Raw genomic sequence first — 21,757 nt, forward strand, 5'->3', positions numbered from 1 at the left:
CATAGTCGGTGTCAAAGTAGACCGTGAACGTCGCCTGTCGTCGACTCTTGCTAGCCGTAAGCTGCCGAGGTCTGCCACGCCGGGGTGATTTCTCGCAACCGTGAGTGCGGTTGCACGTGCGCGACCGCTGCCAGAGGTCATGGCCCGACGGCGAGGTAGGCCGTAGCCACCGAGACAGTTTCGGGCGGTGGGAAGGCAGAATTCTCGGCGTCGAGTTGGCCGACTCGGACTATCCAGATTGGTTTCGAGCGGTCCACCGCGGTTGTCATTCCCGCTCGAACCAGGATCCAGCGTTGTTCTCCTTCGCAGCTGTATGCGCCTACCCATTCGTCAGCACGTCCTGGCCAGGCACCGCCGTTGCGGATGCGGCATCGGAGGCCGTCGGACAGGACGAGGCCCCACGGGTCGGGTGTTGTGGTGGCTGCCACGGGTCCTGAGGGGGCCGGCAATGTGTACCGCAGCAGTTTCTTCTCCCAGGGAAAGGTGCCGCAGTAGAGGGTTTCCCTGCCGCTGCCGATCCAGCAGATGTCGGCGCCTGCCGCTGTCGGTCCGCAGCGAACGATGTCCGGGCTCTCGCTGGCTTTCGATGCGTCGCATCCGTCGAGGTTGGTCCCGCTGTCCTCGATGGCAAAGCCAGCCGCTGGCTTGCCGCTTTTGTCGATTCCCGCCATCTTGACCAGCTTCGTTTGAGGCACCGACTTTTTCAGGGCGGCCAGTGCTTCCTTGATCACCTCGGTGGTCTGGTTGATCGCGTTCTGATCGGTGGCCAGGCGGGTGTGTGCGCATGGTGCGGCTACCGCCACTCCGCCGAGGTACGCCTGGACCGGCGGACTGAACTTATCGTTCTGCAGGTCTTGGAGCGTCAGGTAGTCGATCGCCATCCCCGCGGGGACGAGCCGCAGGTCTCGAGCGGCCGCGTTGACCAACCCGAAGTCGATGGTGCAGCGATCCGTGCGAGACGCGGTTTTGGCTCCATTGACAGGCGGCGCTCCGGTGGGTCCGGACGTCGGGTAGCCGTGTGCCGAGGGCACGGGCACGATTCCATCACTGAACAGGGGGATCGAATACAGCTTGAACCCGAACAACGAACGATCGACTGTGGCGTCACCGGCGATCTGGGTCAGCTGGATCCCCGCGGGAAGCCAGGGAGGCAGTTCGCCGCAGTGATCTGGCAGGCGATCACCGCGGTCACGCAGGACAAGGCAGTCCCCTCCTGCTTGGCCGGTCGTCGGTTGCGCGCGGCCGAGAATGTGATCCAGCACGGTCTTGAGCTTGGCGAAGCCGGAGCCGCCCCACGGCGAGCCGAGGTGCGGGGTGCCGAGTGTGACGACATAGGGTACCGCCGCGGCGGGTACCGCGTCTTTGACGTGTCCTGCGTCCATGGCGTAGCGAAGGGCCAGGCCGCCCATTGAATGCGTCACCACGATGATCCTGCCGTCGCCACCTGCCTTCCGGTGGGCGCCGGAGACCTGGTTGAGGTACGTGGCCAGGCAGGGGGCGATGTGCTCATCGGCCGCCCAGCTCAGAGCCCAGTGGCCGTAGTCGAAGGTGAAAAGGCTGACCTGTTCACCGAGCTGGCTGCCGAGCTTGCTCGCGGTCTCGATCATCGGTGTACCGGTCCACCCGTGCACCAGCACCACCGGCCGCCGTGCCGCGGACTGGCTCTGCGTGACGGGTGTCGAATGCGTGCGGTCGGATCCCGCACAGGACTTCGCGGCGACCGCCAGCCCGGGCATGGGGCCGACGAATAGCGCAGCGAAGACCAGCAGGACCGCGAGAACCCGGGCGATCATCGGACCGGCTCCGTCGTGCTGACCTTCCAGGCATCGTCAACCAGTACGAGCTGTACAGTCCACCGCGCTCCGTCGCTGCTGCGCGCGACGACCGTCGAGGTGCTCTCGCCTGTGTCCTGAAACGATGCCAGGTCGAATGTGAGTGGCTTCAGCGACGCGAGGCCGGCGATCGCCGCCGCATCCAGATCCTGGCCTGCCGAGACCGTGATAACCGACCGCACCTCACTGACATCCCCGCTGGTCAACCGTATGGCGAGTGACTCCGCCTCCTGCGCGGTCAGCGATGCTGTGGCAGTCCCCGATGGCGGTACCTGTCCCGAATCCGCGCTGCTTCTGGTCAGGTGAAAAATCACCCCAGCAACTGCTACGAGGACCAATCCTGCCAGCGTGACTACGACCCACCGACGACTCATGGTCGGCAAGTCGGCCACTACACAGTACGTGTTACCGAGTAGGGGCGACTTGTTACCGCCGTGCAAGCGAGCGGAGATCCAACTGTGCGCGATCTCGCCCTGAAGCGACGTCCCTCCTGACCCCGCGACCGCTGCTGCGTTATCGAGGCATTATAGATGCCATGGTGAGTGAACCTGAAGGCAGCGAAGGCGATCGAGTGTTGCTGGCTGACCCGGATGAACCGATCGTTACATTCTTCTTCAAACTTCCGGAGCCGATATCGATTCCCGAGTACACGGTATTTCCGGAGCAACTACATGCAAGCATCCTGCCCATTGGCTGGCTCGAAAAAGGGACGGAGATGGAGGGGGTTCCTGGTCGACGGGACATGACAAAGATCTGGGTTACAGGTAGTTCGTTAATCGTTCACCACGTTAAGGTGGGCCTTGCTGCATCTCTCGGCTTGGACGCTGTCTTCAAGGCAGCCCTGGTTGGCATCAATGGACCTGACTATCGTGATTCAGCGAGTATGCCCGATGACCTCGATGCAGATTGCACCGTGGTTGAGGTCGCGTTGCCGGCATGGGTCAATCTGACGCTAGAGCAGGCTCGGTGGTCGAGAAATGATGTTCCGTCAACTGATGTGCGCGATGGCAACGGGTTGTCTGGCGAGCAGATAGGTACGCTATTCAACGTGGCGATTGGCAAGGTTCGATCTTTGCAGATGGCGTATCACGTCATTGAAAATGGGCCGGTTACGCTACTTGCCGAGGAAGTGTTGCCGCCACTTATTCCATATGTTGTTCGCAATTCTGCCCAGATTGAGGAAAAAGAAGCGGTCGAACTCCGTCTTTACGAGGCGCGCCGATCCTTCAATGCGATAACGCGCCAGCGAGACCTTCCTGGCGGTCGGGTAGAGGCTATAGCTAGTGCTAGTCGGCAGATCGACGATAACCCATTGGCCGCGTATCTTGACCTTGATCGGGAAGCGCTCGTTGCGCTACGTCGTTACGGAAATACGCGCGTTTCTGTAACGATGGCCGCGGCCTCGGCGGAGGTCGTTCTCGATCGCACGTTGCTTATGCTCTTGTGGGAAGAGCGTAAAACTCCTGAGGATGTTGCGGCAAATTGGCGGGACTCATTGAAGCGTCGAGTGGAGAAAGATTTTTCTGAACGTATAGGTGGTTCCTGGGATCATAGCGGGATGGGGCCAGTTGGGCGGTGGGCAAGAAAGGTATCCAATGTTCGAAATCGTGTAGTGCATGGCGGGTATTTGCCATCGCGCGACGAAGCGGACGACGCTATCGCTGTGACGCGCGAGCTCGTCACATTTATCTGCGATCGCCTCGCCAGTGAAGGCAATCTCAATAAGTACACGAGGTCAGCGATGCTCCTCATGGGCAACGACGGTCTCGAGAAGCGTGGGCGTCACACTAATGCTGTTAAGCGACTGCAGGGCGACCCGAACGAGCCGCCGTGGACGAAAACATTCGGCTTGTGGTTCAAGACCTTTAGCCGCCTCCGTTCTGATCTGCTGGCTCCGCGCGTGTCTAGCTTGGAAGGTTCCGACTTGCTGGCGGTATATATGCCGGGGGAGTGGCCAACTTATGTAGCATGTGACACTTCAACGGGGCAGGCAGTCAAAGTTCACATTCCAGACAATGTTGAATTGGGTGCGAGTCGAGAGTTGGTAGATCAAATATTCAGCGAGCATTCCCAAGGTGAAAATCGTCAAAACCCAATCTCAATCTCGATTTCGGGCAGTGTCGTGGACGGGGTTCAAATCGCGGGAGGATGGGTTGAGGAGTATCGCCTCCTTCCGCTTCGAGGTGTAATGGTTGATGGGTCGAATTTTACGGTTGGGGATGGGGCTTGTTGACAAATGTGTGCTTGCCTGACGCCGCTATAAATGGTGGTATTTTACGTTATGTTAACCCGTTTTGTTGTCAATTGGCGCGATCTATGATCCAGGCCTGTTGGCCGTGTCATGACGACCGCGTAAGCCGCGGTCGGACCCAAGAACGGGTCGCTGACGGCGCCCAGGAAGGGGCAGATCATGTGCCGAGGTGGTTCCCGGGGATAAGGTGTCCTGTCGAAGCAAATTGCCGCGCGCAGCGAGTCGATCCCGCGAGTTGCTGCCGCGCAGGCGCGGGTGACCGACTGGGGGAGTCTTGACGAAGGAAGAACCGCAGCTCGCCGGCTTGATTTGGTCCGTCGCGAACCTGCTTCGGGGTGCTTACCGCCCCTCGGACAGCGGCCGTATCCTCATCTCGTTCACCGTACTTCGCAGGCTGGACTGCCTTCTCGGGGATGACGGTTCCCCCTTCAAGCCGCACGCGCCAGCGGGGGAGATCACCGCTGACGCTGTGCGCCACTATCTCATGGCATTCCCGCCGGAGGTCGACGAAGCGTTCCTGCGATATGGGTTCCCGACGTACTTGGACCGGCTTCAGAATGACGGCCTGCTGGGACGTCTTGTCCACGTCTTCGCTGGACTCGACCTCGGGCGCGAGGTCGTTTCCGATCGCGATATGGGAGAGCTGTTCAACGACTTGCTTCGACGTGTAGTGGAGCTCTCCCCGTCCGCTTCTGGAGAACACCTCACCTCACCCGACGTTGCCCGGCTCATGGCCAGGCTGCTCCTGGCCGCTGACACGGCAGCGGTGCAGGCGCCTGGCCGCCCGCTTGACGTGCTGGATCCCGCGTGTGGCACTGGCGGACTGTTGAAAGCGGTCGAGGAAGAAGCCACACGGCTGAACCCGGAGGTCGACCTTTCCATCAAGGGGCAGGAGAGGAGCCCTGCGGACTGGGCCCTCTGCCGGATGTGGACGATCCTGAGCGGACGGGACCTTGACGATGTCCAATTGGGAAATATTTTCACCGAAGACCGCTATGCCGATGCCCGGTTCGACTGCATCATCGCCAGCCCGCCGTTCGGGGTCGGTTGGCGGAACTGGGCCGACGCGGTCCGAGCTGAGCACCAGCACTCGGGTCCCAGCGGGCGATTCGGCGCCGGTCTGCCTCGCACCTCCGACAGCTCATTGCTGTACCTGCAACACGCGTTGGCGAAGATGAAGCCGACCGGTAGCCGAATCGCCTTTCTCTCCACCGCGGCCTCGATGTGGTCGGGGGCCGCCGGGTCAGGTGAGTCCGAAATCCGGCGGTGGATCATCGAGAATGACTGGCTTGAAGCAATCGTGGCGCTGCCGACAGGTGTGCACTACGGCACGTCGATACAGACCTATGTTTGGACGCTGACGAATCGGAAACCGGCCGACCGTCAGGGCAAGGTCGTACTGGTGGACGCACGCGACACCGTCTTGCCAGTGCGCAGGCCGATTGGTTCCAAGAACCGCTACCTCTCGGTGGAACAAATCGAGGACATCGTCCTGGCGCACCGCGAGGCGTCGTCGGATGCACTGCCCTCGGACCATCACTTGCACGGGAAAGTGCGGGTTCTGCGTAACGAGGAGCTCGGTTACCGAGAGATCCTCGTGGAGGAACCACTGCGTTTGAGGTTCGAGCTCACAGACGCGTCGCTGGTGCGGCTCGCGGCGAACCGCACGATTGTCAAGAAACTCGGCGCCGATAAGGTGGTCAACGCATTGCGTCCCATCGTCGGTTCAGTCTGGGGTGACGAAGACGCGGCTCTGACCTCCATCGGGAGGGCATTGACGGAAGGCGGCGCTCCCGCGACTTCCCCCGCGTTTCTGCGGAAGGTGCTACGCAACCACATGTGGGTCAGGGATCTGCACGGCGCAGTGGTGCGGCAGGACGGCCAGCCGGAACCCGACCCGGAACTGCGGCGCACAGTGCAGTTCCCACTGAACGCGGATCCCGACCGGTACTTTCGGGACAAGGTACTTCCGGAATCGCCGGACGCCTGGCTCGACCACAGCTGGACCAGGGTGGGATACGCGATCTCGACGTCCTCGTTCTCCCAGCCGTCCCTCGACGTGGGGTTCGTGGCACTGAGTGAGTACGCGAGCCTCGTCACCACGTCGGCGGAGCGCGACGTCGTTGACAACCAGGTCCGGTACTTGCGGGCAGAGGACCTGCACGTGGTGGAGGTGGCCGTGGAGCTGCCGGACGTGCCAGACAGCGCCCCGCGGCTGACGCCGTGTCGTGGTGGTGACCTGGTGGGCCGCCACGGGAACTGGCGACTCCTACCTGCCGATTTCGGGGAGGCAGTGACCTCGTTGTTCGTGCTCCGCATCAGGAAGGGCGGCGGTCGCGCGCTGGGCGAATGGTTGAACTCGCGTAACGACCTCAACCGGATCCACGTCGCCGGTCGGGACCTGGACGCCCTCCTGGTGCCAGCGGACCTGATCGACGACGACCAGGTCGACAACCTGTTGGAGGAGGTGCAACGCGGCCGGCGGGCGCTGCGGCAGGCCACCGCGGATCTGCTGCCCAACGTGTTCATTGGTGGGCAGCGGGATATGGCGGCACTGCGGGAGGAGATGAGGGCAACCGCCGCCCAGGCCAGGCTTGTCGGTGAGCTAGTGCGCCCGCTCGTGGACCCGGTCGGACAGGCGGAGTGGACCTATCCCTTCCACGTGGCCGCGTTGGCGCGGTGGTACCGCATCGCAACCCAACCTGCCGAGCGCCGGGACGCGCTGCTCAAGCTCGGCGAGGGGATCGCCCGGGTGGTGGGTGTGCTGGCCTTGAGCGAGCTTCTCCGGGACGGCCGGATGTCGCGTAAGCTCCGCCAGGAGTTCTATGGCGGCGCCAGCTTCGGTACGTGGCTGAATCTTGTCGATAAGTTCATGGGGGGCGTTGACGCACCTCGCATGCGGGAGCTGGCTGAGCTCCGGGCCAACGAGGAGTTGCGAAGGGCGTTGGATGAGATCAGGGTCTTCCGCAACTCCACACACCACGCGCACGGGGTGCGGGTGGGGCACGAGCTCGAAGCCGAGGTCGACCGGCTCGAACCGCGAGTGATGACCGCTCTCACTCTGGCGAACTGGCTGTCAGGCATGCAGTGGGAGTCGGTCGACCTCTGCGCGTACCTTGACCAGAACTCTTATCGGCTCTCGGGGAAGCGGCTGCGGGGGAGCCATCCAAGCTGGGAGCCGTTCGAGAGGTCCAGCACCTACCCCGTGCGCCCTGGCCGGGTCTATACCGGCACCACCGCATTGGGGGAGCCGGTAGACCTGTGGCCCCTCGCGGTAGTCGAGCTGTGCACCAAATGCGCGGCACATGAGCTGTTCCTGATCAACGAGGTACGCCGAGGTGACGTCGTGCTGCGCAGTCTGGAGGAGCACACCATCATCGTGCCGCTGTCGGCGGCCTTTCCTGCTGCTGAGGGTTCGTGACCATGTCGTTCGGGCGCACACTAAAGGTCGTATCCGGGGCTGCATCACCCTCGCGAATGCGCCAAGCGAACCCTAGGAAGCCGGCAGAGTTGACTGCGCTACGACCACGGGCCTGCCCTTGTACCTGCAACAGCGTCCGAGATCGCACCGACTTGCTCCAGGATCGCTGTCGTTGGCTGAGATAGATCAAGTACCCATATGTGGATTCGAGTACCCACGTCGCGCACGATGTGCATGCCAGATGCGTCACCCGATGCGTACACCAGGTGTCCTTCGGGCAGGCCGAGCGCGGTGCAGTAAGCCAGCATTTGATAGAGGTCCGCATGGGGGCGAGTGGCGTCGTGTACTCGTTTGTACTTGGCGTCGACGACAGCCGTTGGGCGGGCTTGCCGCTCCCATACAAGATCGGGGCGGATACTGATTCGGTGCTCCGTGTCGAGGTGACTGCGGTATTGGTCGCGGAGCTGGCCTCTATGTGGTTCGAGGGCGCGTCGAAGCGTGGCGGTGAGCCAGTCTTCGAATGCCTTGTTGAGGTCAAAGAGAAATCCGCTGGCCGATATGGATCCGGGCGCCTGGTCGATGCTGCGTCCGGCGAGCACGATCCGAGCCAGGAGAAGCGCGGGTTGGTAGAGGCGGGTCAGCCTGGTCTGTGTGGTGTCCGGTGGTTTGTCACCGGCAACGAGAGGGGTGACATCAGCCAGGGTGGTCAGCACTTTCCGCAGGCCGGCATGAGTTGCCGACGGCAGCGCAGGGATACGAAGCAGCCGACGGGCCGCTGTCAGAAGAATCCGGTTCTCAGGGATATCAACGGTGTAATCGTCGTAACGGACCTCGAGCGGCACGGCGAGGCCGAGATGGCGGCGGAGCTGATCTCCCTCGCGCAGGCGGCCACGCAGCAGCGGAAGCGCTTCTTCGACTGTGCGGTAGCCCTGGAGGATGCCGTGTGCGAGGGCTCTGCGAGTCGCGGCATGGAACGCCACGGCCACCGCGGTCACGAGATCGTCGGCGGCGGTGGTGAGGTCGACGATCTCGTCGTCGTGCCAGCCGTCGGGGTCGCGAGCGTGACCGAGAAGCCACAACAGCCGGTGGATTCCGATCTTCGGAGTGATCCGGAGCTCCAAGTCGCCGCATCGGAGCACCCCCACCTGCGAGGATGCTGTGAGTACGGTCCGGCCATCAAGGTCCGCGCTGACTTTGACGGCGCCCGTGGTGGCCAGAGCGTTGGCAATCGGTCGGGCGATCGGCGTGAATGCTCGGACCTTGTGTTCGGGCAGGGTTAGCCGTCTCACGCCGACGGCTCGCCGGTCTCCTCGGCCGGTACGGAAGGATCCAGCGTCCGGCCAGGCGGGGTGCTCCCGCTGCGGAGGGCAGCCAGGCCGTACAGGGCTTGAAGGTCGATGTGGTCACCGATGTGCCGCTCCTCCAGCAGCGGCATGATGTGGTGTTTCCAAATGCGGGCAAGTCCGGCCTCGGTGCCCACACGCGGGTTCATCAGATATGACGGACCAATGGCCACGTCACGGTCAGCGACCCGGTCGTTGAGGGCATCCAGTAGATCGGCGCGATCAGCCGGCAGGCCATGCGTGTGGAGCCAACGGCGAAGCATGTTGGCGACCGGTGCCTCACCGGGAAACAGTCCTTGCCAGGCGAACCGTCGACGCATGGCCGAGTCGATGAGTGCGATCGACCGGTCCGCGGTGTTCATGGTGCCGATGAGGTAGAGGTTGGGCGGCAGCCGAAAGTCCACCGTTGGCGAGTACTGCAGCTGTACCGAACGGCTGCGGTACTCCAAGAGGAAGTAGAGCTCGCCGAACACCTTGGCGAGGTTGGCGCGGTTGATCTCATCGATGATCAGCACGTAGGCGCGGGTGACATCCTTGTTTGCTTCATTGACGAGCAGTTTTAGCGGTCCGTCGTCCAGCTCGAACGCCACGGTGCCGGGTTTGGCGCCGCGTTGCGGGCGGAAGCCTTCGAAGAAGTCCTCATAAGAGTAGGAGGGGTGGAACTGTACGAGGCGATGTTCACCTCCCGTCTGCTCGGTCAGGAACTGGGCAACTTCTTGGGCGAGGTAGGTCTTGCCGGTCCCCGGCGGTCCGTACAGGATGATCTGTTTCTGTTCCCGCAGTAGATCAACGGTCTCGGACAGCCACTCGAGGTCGACGAACAGCTCCCCGGCGAGTTCGGTGGTGGGCTCGGGCAGTACGACGGGTTCGCTGGCCGGTGGTTCCGGGGTGTCTTCAGTGGGATCTAGGTCAGGATCGATCCCCGCGAGCGCGGCGAATTCCGCGACCTCAGCGCCGAGTGAGCTGACGGTCATCTGCCCGGAGAGACGGTCCTTGGGCGGATCGGAAAGCTGGTCGCGGGTGAACGGGTTGCCTGTGTTGGCCCACCGGATTGCCCTTCGGCGGCTGTCGAGATGCTCAGATGTCTCGATCCACGTGGCCGGGCCGGTGACCGTGCCGACGTAGACCTTGGCGCCATCGACTGTAACGGCGATGTCGCCGGTCTGCATCTGGTTGAGGAATCGATCGAGGACGCCGACGTGGATGGAGCGTTGCTTGCTCGTGAGGTCCGGCTGCATCTCGGCAAGCTGGGTGTCGATCTGTGAGCGGGTGCAGCCGGTCGGTAACTCGCCTAGCTCGGGATAGGCCAGTGAGCAGTAGCCCTCCGCCAGCCACTCGGGGATCAGGTTTCGTCCGTGTACGTTCGCTCCCCGTACGAGCCAACCGCGTAGTTCTGGCTCAGCGTCACCGGAGCTCGCGCGGGGGCGCCACCGACGTTCGACTTCGCTGCCGTAAAAGTCAATGGGGCCGCCGTGTCGTTGTTCCAACGTGGCCCGCAAGGCGGCCAAGTCGCGGTCCTCATCGCCAGTCGGGTTCGGCAGGTCCGCCGCAAGCCCTGCGATGATCTGCTGCTTGTGACGGCGCGACGCGATGCGCTCGAAGGTGTTGGGAAAAGCCAGATTCAACAGGACATTCCGTTGGCTGTAGGCGCTGTTGATCGGGATCGAATCGGCAACGTCTCGAAACGCCCAGGGATCGGTTAATGCCTTCTGCTGCGCATCTAGGGCCAGCGCCTTCCACGCCACAACGAACCGGATGAGCCAAGCGAGCTGTCGGTCGCGGTACGTGCGGTACGCCGTGCCCGCTCGGCCAATCCCGCCGTCCAAGGCGGAATCCAATTCCGGCGGCACCTCGACCGGTCGGGGTGCGATCGCCAGAACCATCGACAACAGATCACGCTTGGCCGTGCCACCGAAGTCGTTGGGTGCCAGCAGATGCAGGTACATCAGCTCTGCAGCCAGCTGGATCGTCTCAGGTCGAGCGTCGGCGAGCTGGCGTCCTAGTTTCTCGGCGAAACTAGCCCGGCCGAGCTCCGGGGACCCAACGAACCGCTGATACAGGTCATCCGCCGTGGTCTCCGTCCATACCGAGCGGCCTGGGGTAAAAGCGGAGTCATCGTTGGCGAGACCAGCTTCGAGGACACGTTTAGCCGCGGCGTAGAGAGCGTCGACTTGGTCCGGCACAGTTTGCGGCCTCCAGTTGAGTGGACGGACGAATTCGCCTTCGATCAGCGCATCATATGCGGCGTTTGAGCTCGCCTTGAGGTCGTCACCCTCTAGGAGAACTTCGGCCGCTCGACTTGGGGCAGCCCTGGCGCCGCTGCCTTTACTGCTCGGAGTCATAGATGCGCGCGGGCGGCTTCGGCAAAGGCCTCTCTCCGTTCCCGCAGCACTCCTCCTGCCTCTGATAGCACCGCGGGGAGGGCGCGTACTCCTGCGCCCTCGTCGGCAGGTGCGTTGAGGTGCGCCATGTAGTCCCGAGTGGCCTCCATGACCTCCCGGGCGCTGGCGACAAGCTCGTCCGGCCCATAGAGGTTGAACATCTCCGTTGCGTCGCGCATCTCGGCGCGTGCCTCGTTAATCCGCTTGCTTTGCCTCGCCCGGTCCTCTTTTGCGTTGTCTTCTCCTCGTGCGACTCGCCCAGCTGCACGGTTGTACTCCGCGATGGCATCGCTCAAAGCGGCCCCCTTGGTCACGAAGCGTTCGATGCGTTCGCGCCGTGCCTGCTTCTTGCTCTGGGAGTTCATGACACGGTTCTTAACCGGTTCCAGGGCAACGCCAAGTACTGTGCCGCCGAGTGCGAACGCCCCAGTGATCCATTCCGCTCCCATGAGCAGGCAGTCGCCGGTGACGTCCGGACCGTTACAGGAAGAGCCCGCTCAGGGTGCTGTCCGTTGGCTCCCCAGGTCGCGGGGCCGGTTGGCTTTACACTCGTCAGTGATCGCGGCCGATTACCTGCTCGCAGTCGCTACTGACGTCTTGCCGGTGGCAGGGCGTTCGCCGCATGGCTGACCTCGTTGGTAGCCCTGCGTGCGGAACGCGATGTGGAGTCGTTGTTCGAGGGCTTTTCGAGTTTCCAGCGAGGATCGGCGCTCACCTCGCAGACGCTGATGACGCCACCGTCACCACAATGCGCGAGTTCGGAGGCGCCTGCGGGCGGCTCTTCCTCTTCGCCGAGGATCGGGCATTCCTGACCGGACAAGGAAGCAGGATTGACACGAATCTCGCGGGTGCGCTGGCCGCCGGGCTGACCGGTCTGCCTGCCCGTTCGGGTCTGCGAACCGAGCGAGAGATCCACTATCGTCGGCATACGCTCTCGATGAGCTCGAGACCGACGTTATGAGGCAGCGCCGTGCCGCCGACGAGGTCCTCGCCGGCGAGTGCTGGAGTAATTCGCGCAGGCGTTGGTTGAACCGGGGGCCGCACTCGATGAGGAGGTCCAGTGAAGCGCCTAGCACCTCTACTGTTGGCCGTGCTGCTGCTCGTCAGATGCAAGGAGTACTGCCGCCTACGGTTATGTCCATAAGCTAAGGAGCGGAGAGGCAAAGCCAACACTGTGCTCCCGATACAAGCTGGCGACTGCGCCACGACACTGAAAGCCGTAAGCGTGAACTAGCGCTCGCCTTGGCCGCAGTGACTGCGGGCCGGGGTGCTGTCAAGGTGAAGGCGAATCCCTTGCCGTGCACGGTGCTCTCCGGAGCCAACGTCACTCGTGGACCGAGTTCACGGAAGCCCTGGGTCATCGTCACCAGGAGCCGGAGCGGAACCTCGAATGTTTCCTCGCCGATGCGTTCGAACTCCGCGTCGGCGAGCACCGGTTCGAACGCCAGAGACTCGACCGACCAGTGCACGCGGTCGGCCGGATGGGCTTCGTCGTGCCTGCCACCGCACCAAGGCGGACAAGGTACTGTCTCGGGCGCGCCGATCCACCCCATCTTCTCGTCGGTGTCGGTCATGCGGCACCTCCGTCGATCAGGTCAGCGGCCGCGTTGAGTTGAGCGGCCAGCGCCCTGGCGGCGTCCGCGCTGAACCAGCCCTCGCCTCCGTCCGCGTCGCCGTCGGACAGCAGGTGGATCGACACCGACTGCAGTCCGTCTTCCTCACGGGCCCAAGCGCACGCGCTGACAGTCGGTACCGGGTCTCCGGCCAGCAACCCGTGCATGCCGTCGATGTACGGGGCATCCCCGCTCACGCAGTTATGTGCGGCGGGTTTGTCCCCGGGGCTGCTGCACCATGGCGCGTGTTCGAACAGCGCATCGGCCTCGTAACACGCGGATCGGTACTCCGTCTCGAGAATCGCGAGTTGTTCCGGCCTGACCTTCGCGGACTCTGGCGCGGCACGCAGCGCGCGTAACGCGGCACCGAACCCACTTGCCCGTTGGGAAGCGCTCGATCGCGTGGCCCTCGTCTCCTCGGGGCGGGTACTCGTTGCGATTGCGGCCATGCGGGGTTCCTTCTCTCGTCGTCCTTGTTCGGCATCGCGTGCTGATGGATTCGAGAGTCGCCAGCCTGTTTCAGATTGTTACGCGGTTTCTGTTGATCGGTCATCACCGGATAGGTGTATCCGGTCGGCCGAACGGAGCACAACGCGAGCAGCCGACCAGCGGGTCACCGTGGTGACGACAGAGTTTTCAGAAAGGGTGATCCGCGTCGAAAGGCCTCGATTTGTGAGCACCGGGCTGGCCACGCTGCTGGAGCGCAGGCGAGAAGACGCGCGGATGACCCGGGAGAAGCCGGCCGAGCTGGCCGTAGTCGATGTGCAGATCATTCATGACTTGGAGTCCGGCGAGAGCGCGGAACCGCGCGAGCCTGCGGTGCGCCGGGTCCTCTTCGCGCTCAGACTGGAACCCGAGGAACGTGAGACAGCAGTGGACACGGCGTTGCCTCACCGGGAGACGAAGCCAGCACCGGGCGTCCAGGGTGAGTCGCAGGTCGAGCTGGCGGCGTGGTTCGACCTTCCGTGTTTTCATGGCGTTGCTGGGGTTCGGTTCGCTGGTGGTCTTCGCGGTGGTCGCGACCGAGTCCAGCAAGGCGCATTCGCCGATTCAGGCAGGTGTCGCCTCGGTGTCGGCGCTGTGTCCGTCGTGACGATCTTCGTGACCGGACGGGCGGCAGGTCCTTTGTTCGAACGTTCGAACCCGGACCAGGCCAAGAACGAAACCTCGCCGTGAAGAAAACAGCCGCGATGGGCGGCCAGGATGTAATGCCCGGTGCGAGCCGGACGACTCCAGGATGGAGGTGGCGGGAGGCGAATGGATGACGGGATCGGCCGGCGATCGGGCCGGGGGTGATCTGCACGGCCGATGGAAGGCCTTGCAGCTGCTTCAACCGGTTTTCGAGCTGGTGAACCGCGGTGCCCCTCGCGCGGGATTTGACCATCGTCGCTACGACCTGCCGCAGCTCGCACTCCGCTTGATCGATTTCGTCGTCCTGAACCAGGCGAGTATGGAGGGCTCGGTCAGCCCGGCCGCGATCGTCGATCACGTGACGCTCGCCGCACGCCGGATGAGCCCGGACGACGAGGCACGGCCGTGGACGAAGGTGGCCAAGCTGGTGCTGATGACACTGCTCAACGACGGACGCCCGCACGAGGTTCTGTGGCGTGAACCGGTCGTCAACGGTGAGGAGTGGAGTGAGGCCGTCCCTTTCCGGTTCCAGCTCTTGACGGTTACCGAGGAGATCGAGGGAATCGCGGTCAAGGCGACCGACCAAGCCATTCTCATTTTTCTGCAGGCGCTCAACACCGATTTGGCCGATCAGGCGCTCGCCCTGAAGATCATGGTCGAGATCCAGATGTCGGCCAAGGAGTTCGACAAGGCGCTCGCGACAGCCAGGCAGGCGACCCGAACCGCGCAGGCGTTGTCGGCGAGCCTGCGCGAGAAGCTCGACGACACCCGCCGCGACATCCGGAGTGTCGACTGGGCCGGTGCGATGCCCACCTGGTTGGCGGAGGTGCTCGGCCAGGTCGGTCAGCAGCTGGACAAGGACCGGCAACTCCGGGACCTCGCCCGGCGGGCGGGTGAGGATCCGGCCGCGGCCGGGGTCTGCCGCCTCATCGAGGAGACCGTGGGGCGGGGACAGGACGTGTGGGTCCGCTTGGAGTTGTTTCTCCAGCAGGCCATCCCGGTCTTTCTCGCCGCGCAGGAAGTCCAGCGGTTCCAGCCGCATGGCCTCGCCGCCGCGATCGATCTCGGCGCGCAGGTCCTGACCCCCGCCTTGTTCGCCGACGATCCCGAGTTCGAGGCGCTTGTGGAGGTGCTGATCGCGGGGACGTCACCGCCGCGCGTGCTGCCGCAGTGGGGTCTCGACGATTTGCTTCGCCAGCTGCTCCGGGAGCCGACCGTGCGGGAGATGCGCTCACCGGACGTCGACGATCCGGGCGAGCTGCGCGATACGGCCCAGGACTCGATTCCGGACGACATCGCCGTGTGCGCCACCGAGATCCTTCTCGCCGCCGCGCACAGCCCGGCACGGTTGTCCGGAATCCTCGCCGCCGGGCGAGAGGCAGGCGATCGGGTCGAAGAACCGGTCCGGCTGCTCGACATTTTGTGGGGAGCGGCCTTGTACGTCTTCGTGAACAGCACGGAAGCCGTTTCCGATGAGCAACCGGCGCGACCGGACCTGGCCGCCGCCATCGCGGCCTTGGTGGCGGTCGAAGACGGCACTCCGCTGGAGGATCCGAGATTTTCCGGACCGGATCTGCTCCTGGCTTCTCCCCTCGCGTTCGATCGCATCGATGCCGCGAGTACCGCCGACTTGATGGGAGCGGAATGAACCTGACCGATGTCGGCGAGGCCGCTTCGCTGCTGCGGTTCGCTCTCGTGCCGAAACAACGCCCGACTCCGGACAGTCCGTACCGTGCCTTGCTGGACCGGTATCGCACGGACGCGGAGTTCGCCGAGGTCGTGACGCGGATCGCCGGTGGACTGGGGATTCGAGTTCATCTGCCGACGCAGCTCGGCCTTTTGCTCACCGGTGCTTCCGACGGTCCCTTCGCCGTGACTCTGGACAACAGCGGATTGCTGCGGCGAACCGGACCGAAGCAACTGCAGGACAGATATTGTTTCGGGCTGGTCCTGGTCGGGTTGGCCGCCTACGCCTATCCGAACGGCGAGGCATTGCTCGACTCGGGGAGCCCGAGCGTGCGTTCCGCCGAATTGCTGCGATTCCTCAGCCGGCACGCGAGGGCCGCGGCGGACGAGGTCGACGAGTCCGGTCAAGTCCAGAGCCGCCAACTGGGCGAGGCGGCCAAGTTGTGGTGCGACCTGCCCGAGGTCCCGGTGAACGACAGCGGCCGGAGCCGAGATAACCGGCGCTACTACGTCCACGCATTGCTGCAGCACCTCGTGGCGAACGGCCGGGCCCGGAGAGAAGCCGCACTCGACGATGAACGGGGCGAGGCCTATCAGCTGAACGACCGCTTCCGGATCGGGCTCGCCGAAGTGACCGAAAACGCCGTGTTCGCGGTGCTCGCCGGCGCACGCCGAGCGGAAGAGGAGCGTGACTAGGTGTACCGACTTCGCCGGTTCTACCTCGATTCGATCGGTGTGCCGGACAACCGGTTCTCGGATCTGCTGGTCGATCTGACCGATGCTGACGGCGGTCCCGCCGACACCATTGTGTGGCTGCGCAACGGTGCGGGGAAAACCACCATGCTGTCGTTGCTGCTGGCGGTGATCCTGCCCGACCGCCGTGACTTCCTCGCCACCAGGACGAAGAAACGCACTCTGGAGGACCTGGTCCAGAGCCGCGACACCGCGCATGTCGTCGCCGAGTGGGCGGATCCCGAGGGGCGGCTTCTGCTGACCGGGGCGATCTACGAATGGGACGGGCGGGTGAGGCCACGTGACTACAACGGTCCGGGGAAAGACGGCCTGAAACGTACGTGGTGGTGCGTGAACCCGGAACCGGCGATCGAGGGGTCGTCGCTCGACGAACTGCCGTTCACCTTCCGCACCGGTGGACGCTACGACCGCGAGGCGTTTCGTAAGCATCTCAACGGACTAGCCGCCGATGGGGTGAACGTCGTGGTGGCCGGCTCGACGATTTCCGAGTGGCACCAGGCGCTCCGGGAGCGGCGCTTCGATCCCGAGCTGTTCCGGTATTTCACCGAGGTCAACGCGACCGAAGGCGGTATCGACGCGTTGTTCGACGGGATCGATTCACCTGGAGCGTTCGTCCGGTACCTGCTCCGGTTCGTCAGCGACCGCAAGCGGACGGCGCCGGTGCGTGATCTGCTGTCGGAAACGGCCGTGGAGATCGCCAAGCGTCCCGGCTACGAGGCCGAACGTGACTTCTGCGCCGAGGCTCGGCCCAAAGTGGTCCACTTGGGTGAGGCCCACAAGAAGGTCGTTGCCGCGACAGCCGCGCGGGACGAAGTGCGCAGGCGGGTCGCCGGCTTCAAGAAGGCGTTGCTGGACGCCGCTGACACCGCGGCGGGGCTGGAACACCTTGAGCGAGAACGCCAAGCGGTCCTCGATGAGCGCTTCCGTGAGAAACGCTCCGAAGCGGACATGGCACGCAGGCAGCGAGACGAGTACCTGAGGCTCGCCGCGGTGTTCAGGCTGGGGACCGCGCGAGCCGGTGTTCGCGAGGCCACCGAGTTGGCCGGGAAGCTCGCTCTCGACGCGGCCGCGTGGCAAGCCGTCGAGGACAAGGCCGCTCTGGACGACGCGAGCGCGACTCTGCTGGTTCGCAGACAGGCCCTGGCCGCGGCGGCCGAGGACGCGCGCCCCTTGCTCGAGATTTTCGAAGCGGCCCAGGCGGAATGGGCGGGAGCTCTCGAGCACGCCGTCGAGAGAGCCCGGCGCCAGCTCACCGAACTCAACGGGGCGGTGCGGACCACACAGGAGGAGAAGGCGGTCGCCGGGCGTGCGAGCAGAACCGCCCATGACCGATATGTCGACTTGGGTCGAGAATATCGCGAACTCGCCGAGCGGATCGGCCGCCACCAGGCGGCCATCGCCTCAGCCGTCGAAGACGGGGCCCTCGAACCGAACGAACGGCTGGAGACCGCGGTCGATCGGCTCCGACGGCGGCAGAGCGAATGCGAACGGGCTTGTGAACGGTTGGCGGGGGAGCGGCTGGCGCTCGACAACGCCCTGTCCGTCGCGGCGTCCGGTTACGACGAACTGAAGCGTGCCAGGGAGAACGCCGGCAAACTGTTCGATGCGCTTCGTACCCGGCTCACCGGACTTGAGACACGCTCGGCGGAACTGGGCGACGATCCCACACTCCGGCAGCTCCTCCAAACGGACTCGGTCGATCTGACCGAGTCGGCGGCCGACGCTATCGCCCTCCTCGCCGAATCGGTGGCGAGTACGGATGCCGAGATCTTGGACGTGCGCACCGCGGTGGCGCAGGACGAGCACGCGGTTCACGGCTTGAACGTGCAGAGGCTGCTGCCTCCTCGTCCCGCCGTCACGACCGTCCTTTCGAAACTCGACCAGGCGGGGATCACGGCCTTCTCCGGATGGCGCTACCTCGCGGAGCACGTCACTGCGGCGGATCAACCGGCGAAGATCGCCGAGATTCCCGAGGTGGTCGACGGAGTCGTCGTCTACGGTGATCCGGCCGCGGCCGCCGCGTCGATCGAAGCAGAAGTGGACGACGTCGTCGTCATCGCTTCCGTGAAAGCATTTCAGACCTCTCGGGCGCCGTACGTCGTCCTCGGCCCGGCCAGAGCACGGTACGACGTGGATGCCGCGGCTACCGAACTCGGCCGTCGCGCGGCACGGCTGGAGAACGGTCGTGGCCGGCTTCGGGACCTCGACCGGAAGCGTGGTGACGAAGCCACCAAGATCGCCGGGATCCAGGCACTTGTCCGGGAGTTTCCCGAGGACGGAGTCGCCGGTCTCCGGCGGGAGGTGCGGACGGCGGAGTCCGCGCTTCGAAACGCGGAGGCAGAAGCGAGCGCGGCTGAGGAGCACTTGGGAGACCTGACAGCACAACGAGCCGACGTGATCGATGAGCTCACCGCGCAGCGAGTCCGTCTCCCCGAGCTCAAGGCCGCCTTGCGCAGGATCGAAGAGCTTACGAACGAGGAGCGGACGTTCGTCAATCCCGCGAGCGCGAGGCTGGAAGCCATTCCGAGCCTGCAGGAGGTCGAGCGGGAGGCGGAGGCGACGGCGGACGAGGCATTCACGGTTGCCGAGGAACGGATCGAGCACCTGCGCGGTGAGATCCGCGGCCTCGAAGGGAGCCGGCGCGGGTGGGCCGCGACCCGGGCGACGTTGTCCGCACAGGCGACCTCGACGACGAAGAGTGTGGAGGCTGCCGAAGCCGCTGCACTCGAAGTCGACGAATTGGTACGGCGGCGATTCCCGGAAGCGGAACTCCGGCGAGCGGAAGCGGAGGCCGAGCGGGCGGTCCGCGCTGTCGCCGAACGCTGGGAACGGCACGTCGTCGCGGTACGGTCTCGTGCGTCTGAAATTGCGGAGTCGGGCTTGGCCGGTGAGCGGGAGCTTCGCCGAGAGGCACTGGACCGGGTTCGGGCCGAACAGAGTGTGACCGAACGGAAGCTCGGCTCTGCCGAAACCGAAGAACGCGAAGCAAGCGCTGAACTCCGAAACGCGACACCGCGCGGCAGGGCTCGCCACACCGAGCAGGTCGGCGAGCCAGAGGACCGCGAAGACTCGCTACGGCGAGCGGCCGAGGTGAACGAACAGGCCACCGTCCTTCAGATGGCCGCCGGCCAGTTGGAGAGAGAACGTGACGACGCTGGACGTGCCGCAGACGAAGCGGCGCGCTCGGTCGGGATGCTTCGCGACCAGGCCAACCTTTTCCGCGACGTCGACCCCGCCGAGGTGGCCGCGGGGCTCGTGCCGGACGACGATGCCGGGATCCGCGCCAAGGTCAACGGGCTGGTGGCCGAATTCGACACGAGGGAAAGCGAATACTCCGGGTTCGTCACGAACCGGTCCCAGCAGGCCGAGCGGCTTCGGGACTGGGCGGCGGACGACCGGTTCGCCGCGGTGGCGGAAGACGAAAACGGTCAGGCGGTGCGGCGTCTCCGGGAGCTGTTCCGCGGTGAAGGGCTCTACGACCGGGTAGCCGACCGCGCCACCGAACTCGCCGACGACCTCGAGACCCGTCAGCAGGCCATCACGAGGCAGCTCGCGCAGGTCGAGGAACACAAGCAGAACGTGGTGTCCCGGCTGGGCGACCTCGTGGAAGACGCGCTGCGATTGCTCGGCCGGGCGTCGGCACTGTCGGAACTTCCGGAGGGTATCGGGCCTTGGGCCGGATACCGCTTCCTTTCCGTCGACGCCAAGCAGAACCCGACGCGCGAGCAGGTCTCGCTGCGCGTCGGCGAGCTGGTGGACCGGATGGTGTCCGCGAGCAAGGTCAAGATCGAGCTGGATCCAACCGAACTGCTCTGGCGAGCGACCGAGGCTTCGGTCAGCGCGGGCTTCCGCGCGTCGGTGCTCAAACCGGCCCCGGAGCAGCCGACCGGGCGGACCCCCGTCGAAGACATGCGGAAATGGTCCGGTGGGGAGAACCTCACCGCCTCCCTGGTGCTGTTCTGCGTCCTGGCCAGGCTGCGCACCGAACTGCGGACCGGCCACCGCACGGGTTCGGCGGGCGGCCTGGTGCCCCTGGACAACCCGCTCGGGAAAGCCAACTACCTGCCGTTCCTCGACCTGCAGCGGCGGGTCGCCAAGGCGAACGGCATCCAACTGGTGTTCCTGACCGGCATCGGCGACCTTGGCGCGGTCACCGCGTTCCCGCGGATCGCCGCGATGCACAAACGGCCGTCGGTGACCCGGCCCGGACGCGCTTACGTGTCGAACGACCTGGACAACTCGTCCACCGGCGGAGGCCAGCTGGTCGATGTCGTCTCGTCGGTGCGTCATGAGCCCTGAGGAACCTCAACTGGCCGAGGCGATCGCGGAAGTGATCCGCGAGCACGGTCCTCGCCGGGTACCACTGGAGACGGTTCTCGCCGCCGCGGCGACCGTGGATCGCACGGCCGCGGTCGCCGTGGGATGGCGCCGACGGGTGCTCTCCGCGATCACATCGCTCGTCGGCGACGGCGTGATCACCGCTCCACGCACGAGGTTCGACCGCAGCGCCGATCCGCCTTTGCCAGCCTATGTGACCAGATGTGAGGTCCGGCCGTGGCGGGGCGAGACGCGGGAGGCGATCATCTGGCACGCCGATCTCGAATGGGTGGCGATCGGCGACGAGGTTGGAGAGTGGAGCACCTCGGAACGCGCGTTCCTCGCGCTCGTGAACGCCTGGCTGCCCCTCCGCCGTCGCATGATCGTCCCGCTCCGGGAGCGGTCGCTGGACATTACCGGCGACGACAAAGAGCTGGAGTCCCGGCTGTTCGGCCCGCTGTTCAGTCCAGGGCGGCTGACACTGGACCTCCTGCGCTGTGAACCCTGCTGGCCGCCGGTGGAGCGCCGTGTCTTCGGCGAAGGTCCGTGTCTGGTGATCGAGAATTACACGACATACGTCTCCTTGGCGCGTCGGGCGGAGCGGCTGGGCTTCACAGGGCAGATCGTCTGGGGCGGTGGGAATCAGGTCCGGACGAGGTTGAGGGCACTGGCCGCCGGTGGGGAAAGACCGGTCGCGTGCTGGTACTTCGGTGACATCGACGCAGGCGGGTTCCGTGTCGCGAGGTCGGCTTGGGAGTGCGCCGCCGAGCTGGGCTTCGAGGACTTGCGACCGGCTCGCGGCCTGTACCGCCTGGCGCTCAGCCAGGGCGAGAGGCGGCGGACCCGTACTCCGCCCCGGATGAGCGAGACGACCGTCGAGTGGGTTCGCTCGTGGCTTGGGGCGGAACTCGGCGCGTCCTGCCTGATCATCGCTCGCTCAGGCAAGCGGGTCGTCCAGGAGAACGTGGGAGCGGAGCTCCTGGCCACGACGACGCTCGAGGACTGGTTCGACGGCGAGTGACCCTGCCG

At 64.8% G+C, this 21,757-nt stretch carries 15 protein-coding genes; 7 read left to right on the plus strand and 8 right to left on the minus strand.

Annotated elements, in window-relative coordinates:
- Window positions 1–137: 137 nt before the first annotated feature.
- Window positions 138–1,793 carry an esterase/lipase family protein gene (locus tag ACOCEP_RS18900; protein ID WP_482338867.1) on the minus strand — a complete coding sequence of 552 codons (1,656 nt, stop codon included), beginning with the start codon at window positions 1,791–1,793 and terminating at the stop codon, window positions 138–140.
- Window positions 1,790–2,146, minus strand: a complete 357-nt coding sequence (locus ACOCEP_RS18905) for a hypothetical protein (RefSeq protein WP_482338869.1) — start codon at window positions 2,144–2,146, stop codon at window positions 1,790–1,792. Before ACOCEP_RS18905 ends, ACOCEP_RS18900 begins: the two co-directional genes overlap by 4 nt.
- 221 nt (window positions 2,147–2,367) lie before the next feature.
- Between ACOCEP_RS18905 and ACOCEP_RS18910 the strand changes: the two genes are divergently transcribed.
- On the plus strand, window positions 2,368–4,065 hold the full coding sequence (locus ACOCEP_RS18910; protein WP_482338871.1) for a hypothetical protein: 1,698 nt from the start codon (window positions 2,368–2,370) through the stop codon (window positions 4,063–4,065).
- A gap of 292 nt (window positions 4,066–4,357) precedes the next feature.
- Window positions 4,358–7,504 carry a class I SAM-dependent DNA methyltransferase gene (locus ACOCEP_RS18915; protein ID WP_482338872.1) on the plus strand — a complete coding sequence of 1,049 codons (3,147 nt, stop codon included), beginning with the start codon at window positions 4,358–4,360 and terminating at the stop codon, window positions 7,502–7,504.
- Window positions 7,505–7,602: 98 nt separating this feature from the next.
- Here ACOCEP_RS18915 and ACOCEP_RS18920 read toward each other — a convergent pair whose 3' ends face one another.
- The 6 genes from ACOCEP_RS18920 to ACOCEP_RS18945 form a co-directional block, all read right to left on the minus strand.
- The gene (locus ACOCEP_RS18920; protein WP_482338874.1) at window positions 7,603–8,793 is read right to left on the minus strand and encodes an McrC family protein; all 1,191 of its coding nucleotides are present in this window, start codon (window positions 8,791–8,793) and stop codon (window positions 7,603–7,605) included.
- Window positions 8,790–11,030 (minus strand): McrB family protein, encoded by a 2,241-nt coding sequence (locus tag ACOCEP_RS18925; RefSeq protein ID WP_482338876.1) that lies wholly within the window; start codon window positions 11,028–11,030, stop codon window positions 8,790–8,792. Before ACOCEP_RS18925 ends, ACOCEP_RS18920 begins: the two co-directional genes overlap by 4 nt.
- A gap of 155 nt (window positions 11,031–11,185) precedes the next feature.
- Window positions 11,186–11,593, minus strand: coding sequence for a hypothetical protein (locus tag ACOCEP_RS18930; protein ID WP_482338877.1), 408 nt, complete (start codon window positions 11,591–11,593; stop codon window positions 11,186–11,188).
- A gap of 221 nt (window positions 11,594–11,814) precedes the next feature.
- The gene (locus ACOCEP_RS18935; protein WP_482338878.1) at window positions 11,815–12,144 is read right to left on the minus strand and encodes a hypothetical protein; all 330 of its coding nucleotides are present in this window, start codon (window positions 12,142–12,144) and stop codon (window positions 11,815–11,817) included.
- Between the two features lie 229 nt (window positions 12,145–12,373).
- A complete protein-coding gene (locus tag ACOCEP_RS18940) occupies window positions 12,374–12,802 on the minus strand; it encodes a DUF6907 domain-containing protein (protein ID WP_482338880.1) in 429 nt (142 codons plus the stop codon).
- Window positions 12,799–13,038, minus strand: coding sequence for a hypothetical protein (locus tag ACOCEP_RS18945; RefSeq protein ID WP_482338882.1), 240 nt, complete (start codon window positions 13,036–13,038; stop codon window positions 12,799–12,801). Before ACOCEP_RS18945 ends, ACOCEP_RS18940 begins: the two co-directional genes overlap by 4 nt.
- 475 nt (window positions 13,039–13,513) lie before the next feature.
- Here ACOCEP_RS18945 and ACOCEP_RS18950 point away from each other — a divergent pair, with 475 nt between their 5' ends.
- The 5 genes from ACOCEP_RS18950 to ACOCEP_RS18970 all read left to right on the plus strand — a co-directional run bounded on the left by ACOCEP_RS18950 (window position 13,514) and on the right by ACOCEP_RS18970 (window position 21,749).
- The gene (locus ACOCEP_RS18950; protein ID WP_482338884.1) at window positions 13,514–14,017 is read left to right on the plus strand and encodes a helix-turn-helix domain-containing protein; all 504 of its coding nucleotides are present in this window, start codon (window positions 13,514–13,516) and stop codon (window positions 14,015–14,017) included.
- Window positions 14,018–14,102: 85 nt separating this feature from the next.
- A complete protein-coding gene (locus ACOCEP_RS18955; RefSeq protein WP_482338885.1) occupies window positions 14,103–15,620 on the plus strand; it encodes a hypothetical protein in 1,518 nt (505 codons plus the stop codon).
- Window positions 15,617–16,354 carry a hypothetical protein gene (locus tag ACOCEP_RS18960; protein ID WP_436459081.1) on the plus strand — a complete coding sequence of 246 codons (738 nt, stop codon included), beginning with the start codon at window positions 15,617–15,619 and terminating at the stop codon, window positions 16,352–16,354. The genes ACOCEP_RS18955 and ACOCEP_RS18960 overlap by 4 nt, the downstream gene beginning before the upstream one ends.
- Entirely contained in the window at window positions 16,355–20,710 is a 4,356-nt protein-coding gene (locus tag ACOCEP_RS18965; protein WP_482338887.1) for a coiled-coil domain-containing protein, read from the plus strand.
- Window positions 20,700–21,749, plus strand: coding sequence for a Wadjet anti-phage system protein JetD domain-containing protein (locus ACOCEP_RS18970; RefSeq protein WP_482338889.1), 1,050 nt, complete (start codon window positions 20,700–20,702; stop codon window positions 21,747–21,749). Before ACOCEP_RS18965 ends, ACOCEP_RS18970 begins: the two co-directional genes overlap by 11 nt.
- Window positions 21,750–21,757: the final 8 nt, after the last annotated feature.

It is taken from the genome of Amycolatopsis sp. CA-211722 (genome assembly GCF_056828465.1).

What these genes read in the sequence shown, in the direction of transcription:
- ACOCEP_RS18955 (WP_482338885.1), top strand. Translation starts at nt 14,103, where the DNA reads ATGACGGGATCGGCCGGCGATCGGGCCGGGGGTGATCTGCACGGCCGA.
- ACOCEP_RS18970 (WP_482338889.1), top strand. Translation starts at nt 20,700, where the DNA reads ATGAGCCCTGAGGAACCTCAACTGGCCGAGGCGATCGCGGAAGTGATC.
- ACOCEP_RS18960 (WP_436459081.1), top strand. Translation starts at nt 15,617, where the DNA reads ATGAACCTGACCGATGTCGGCGAGGCCGCTTCGCTGCTGCGGTTCGCT.
- ACOCEP_RS18900 (WP_482338867.1), bottom strand. Translation starts at nt 1,793, where the DNA reads ATGATCGCCCGGGTTCTCGCGGTCCTGCTGGTCTTCGCTGCGCTATTC.
- ACOCEP_RS18910 (WP_482338871.1), top strand. Translation starts at nt 2,368, where the DNA reads ATGGTGAGTGAACCTGAAGGCAGCGAAGGCGATCGAGTGTTGCTGGCT.
- ACOCEP_RS18940 (WP_482338880.1), bottom strand. Translation starts at nt 12,802, where the DNA reads ATGACCGACACCGACGAGAAGATGGGGTGGATCGGCGCGCCCGAGACA.
- ACOCEP_RS18930 (WP_482338877.1), bottom strand. Translation starts at nt 11,593, where the DNA reads ATGAACTCCCAGAGCAAGAAGCAGGCACGGCGCGAACGCATCGAACGC.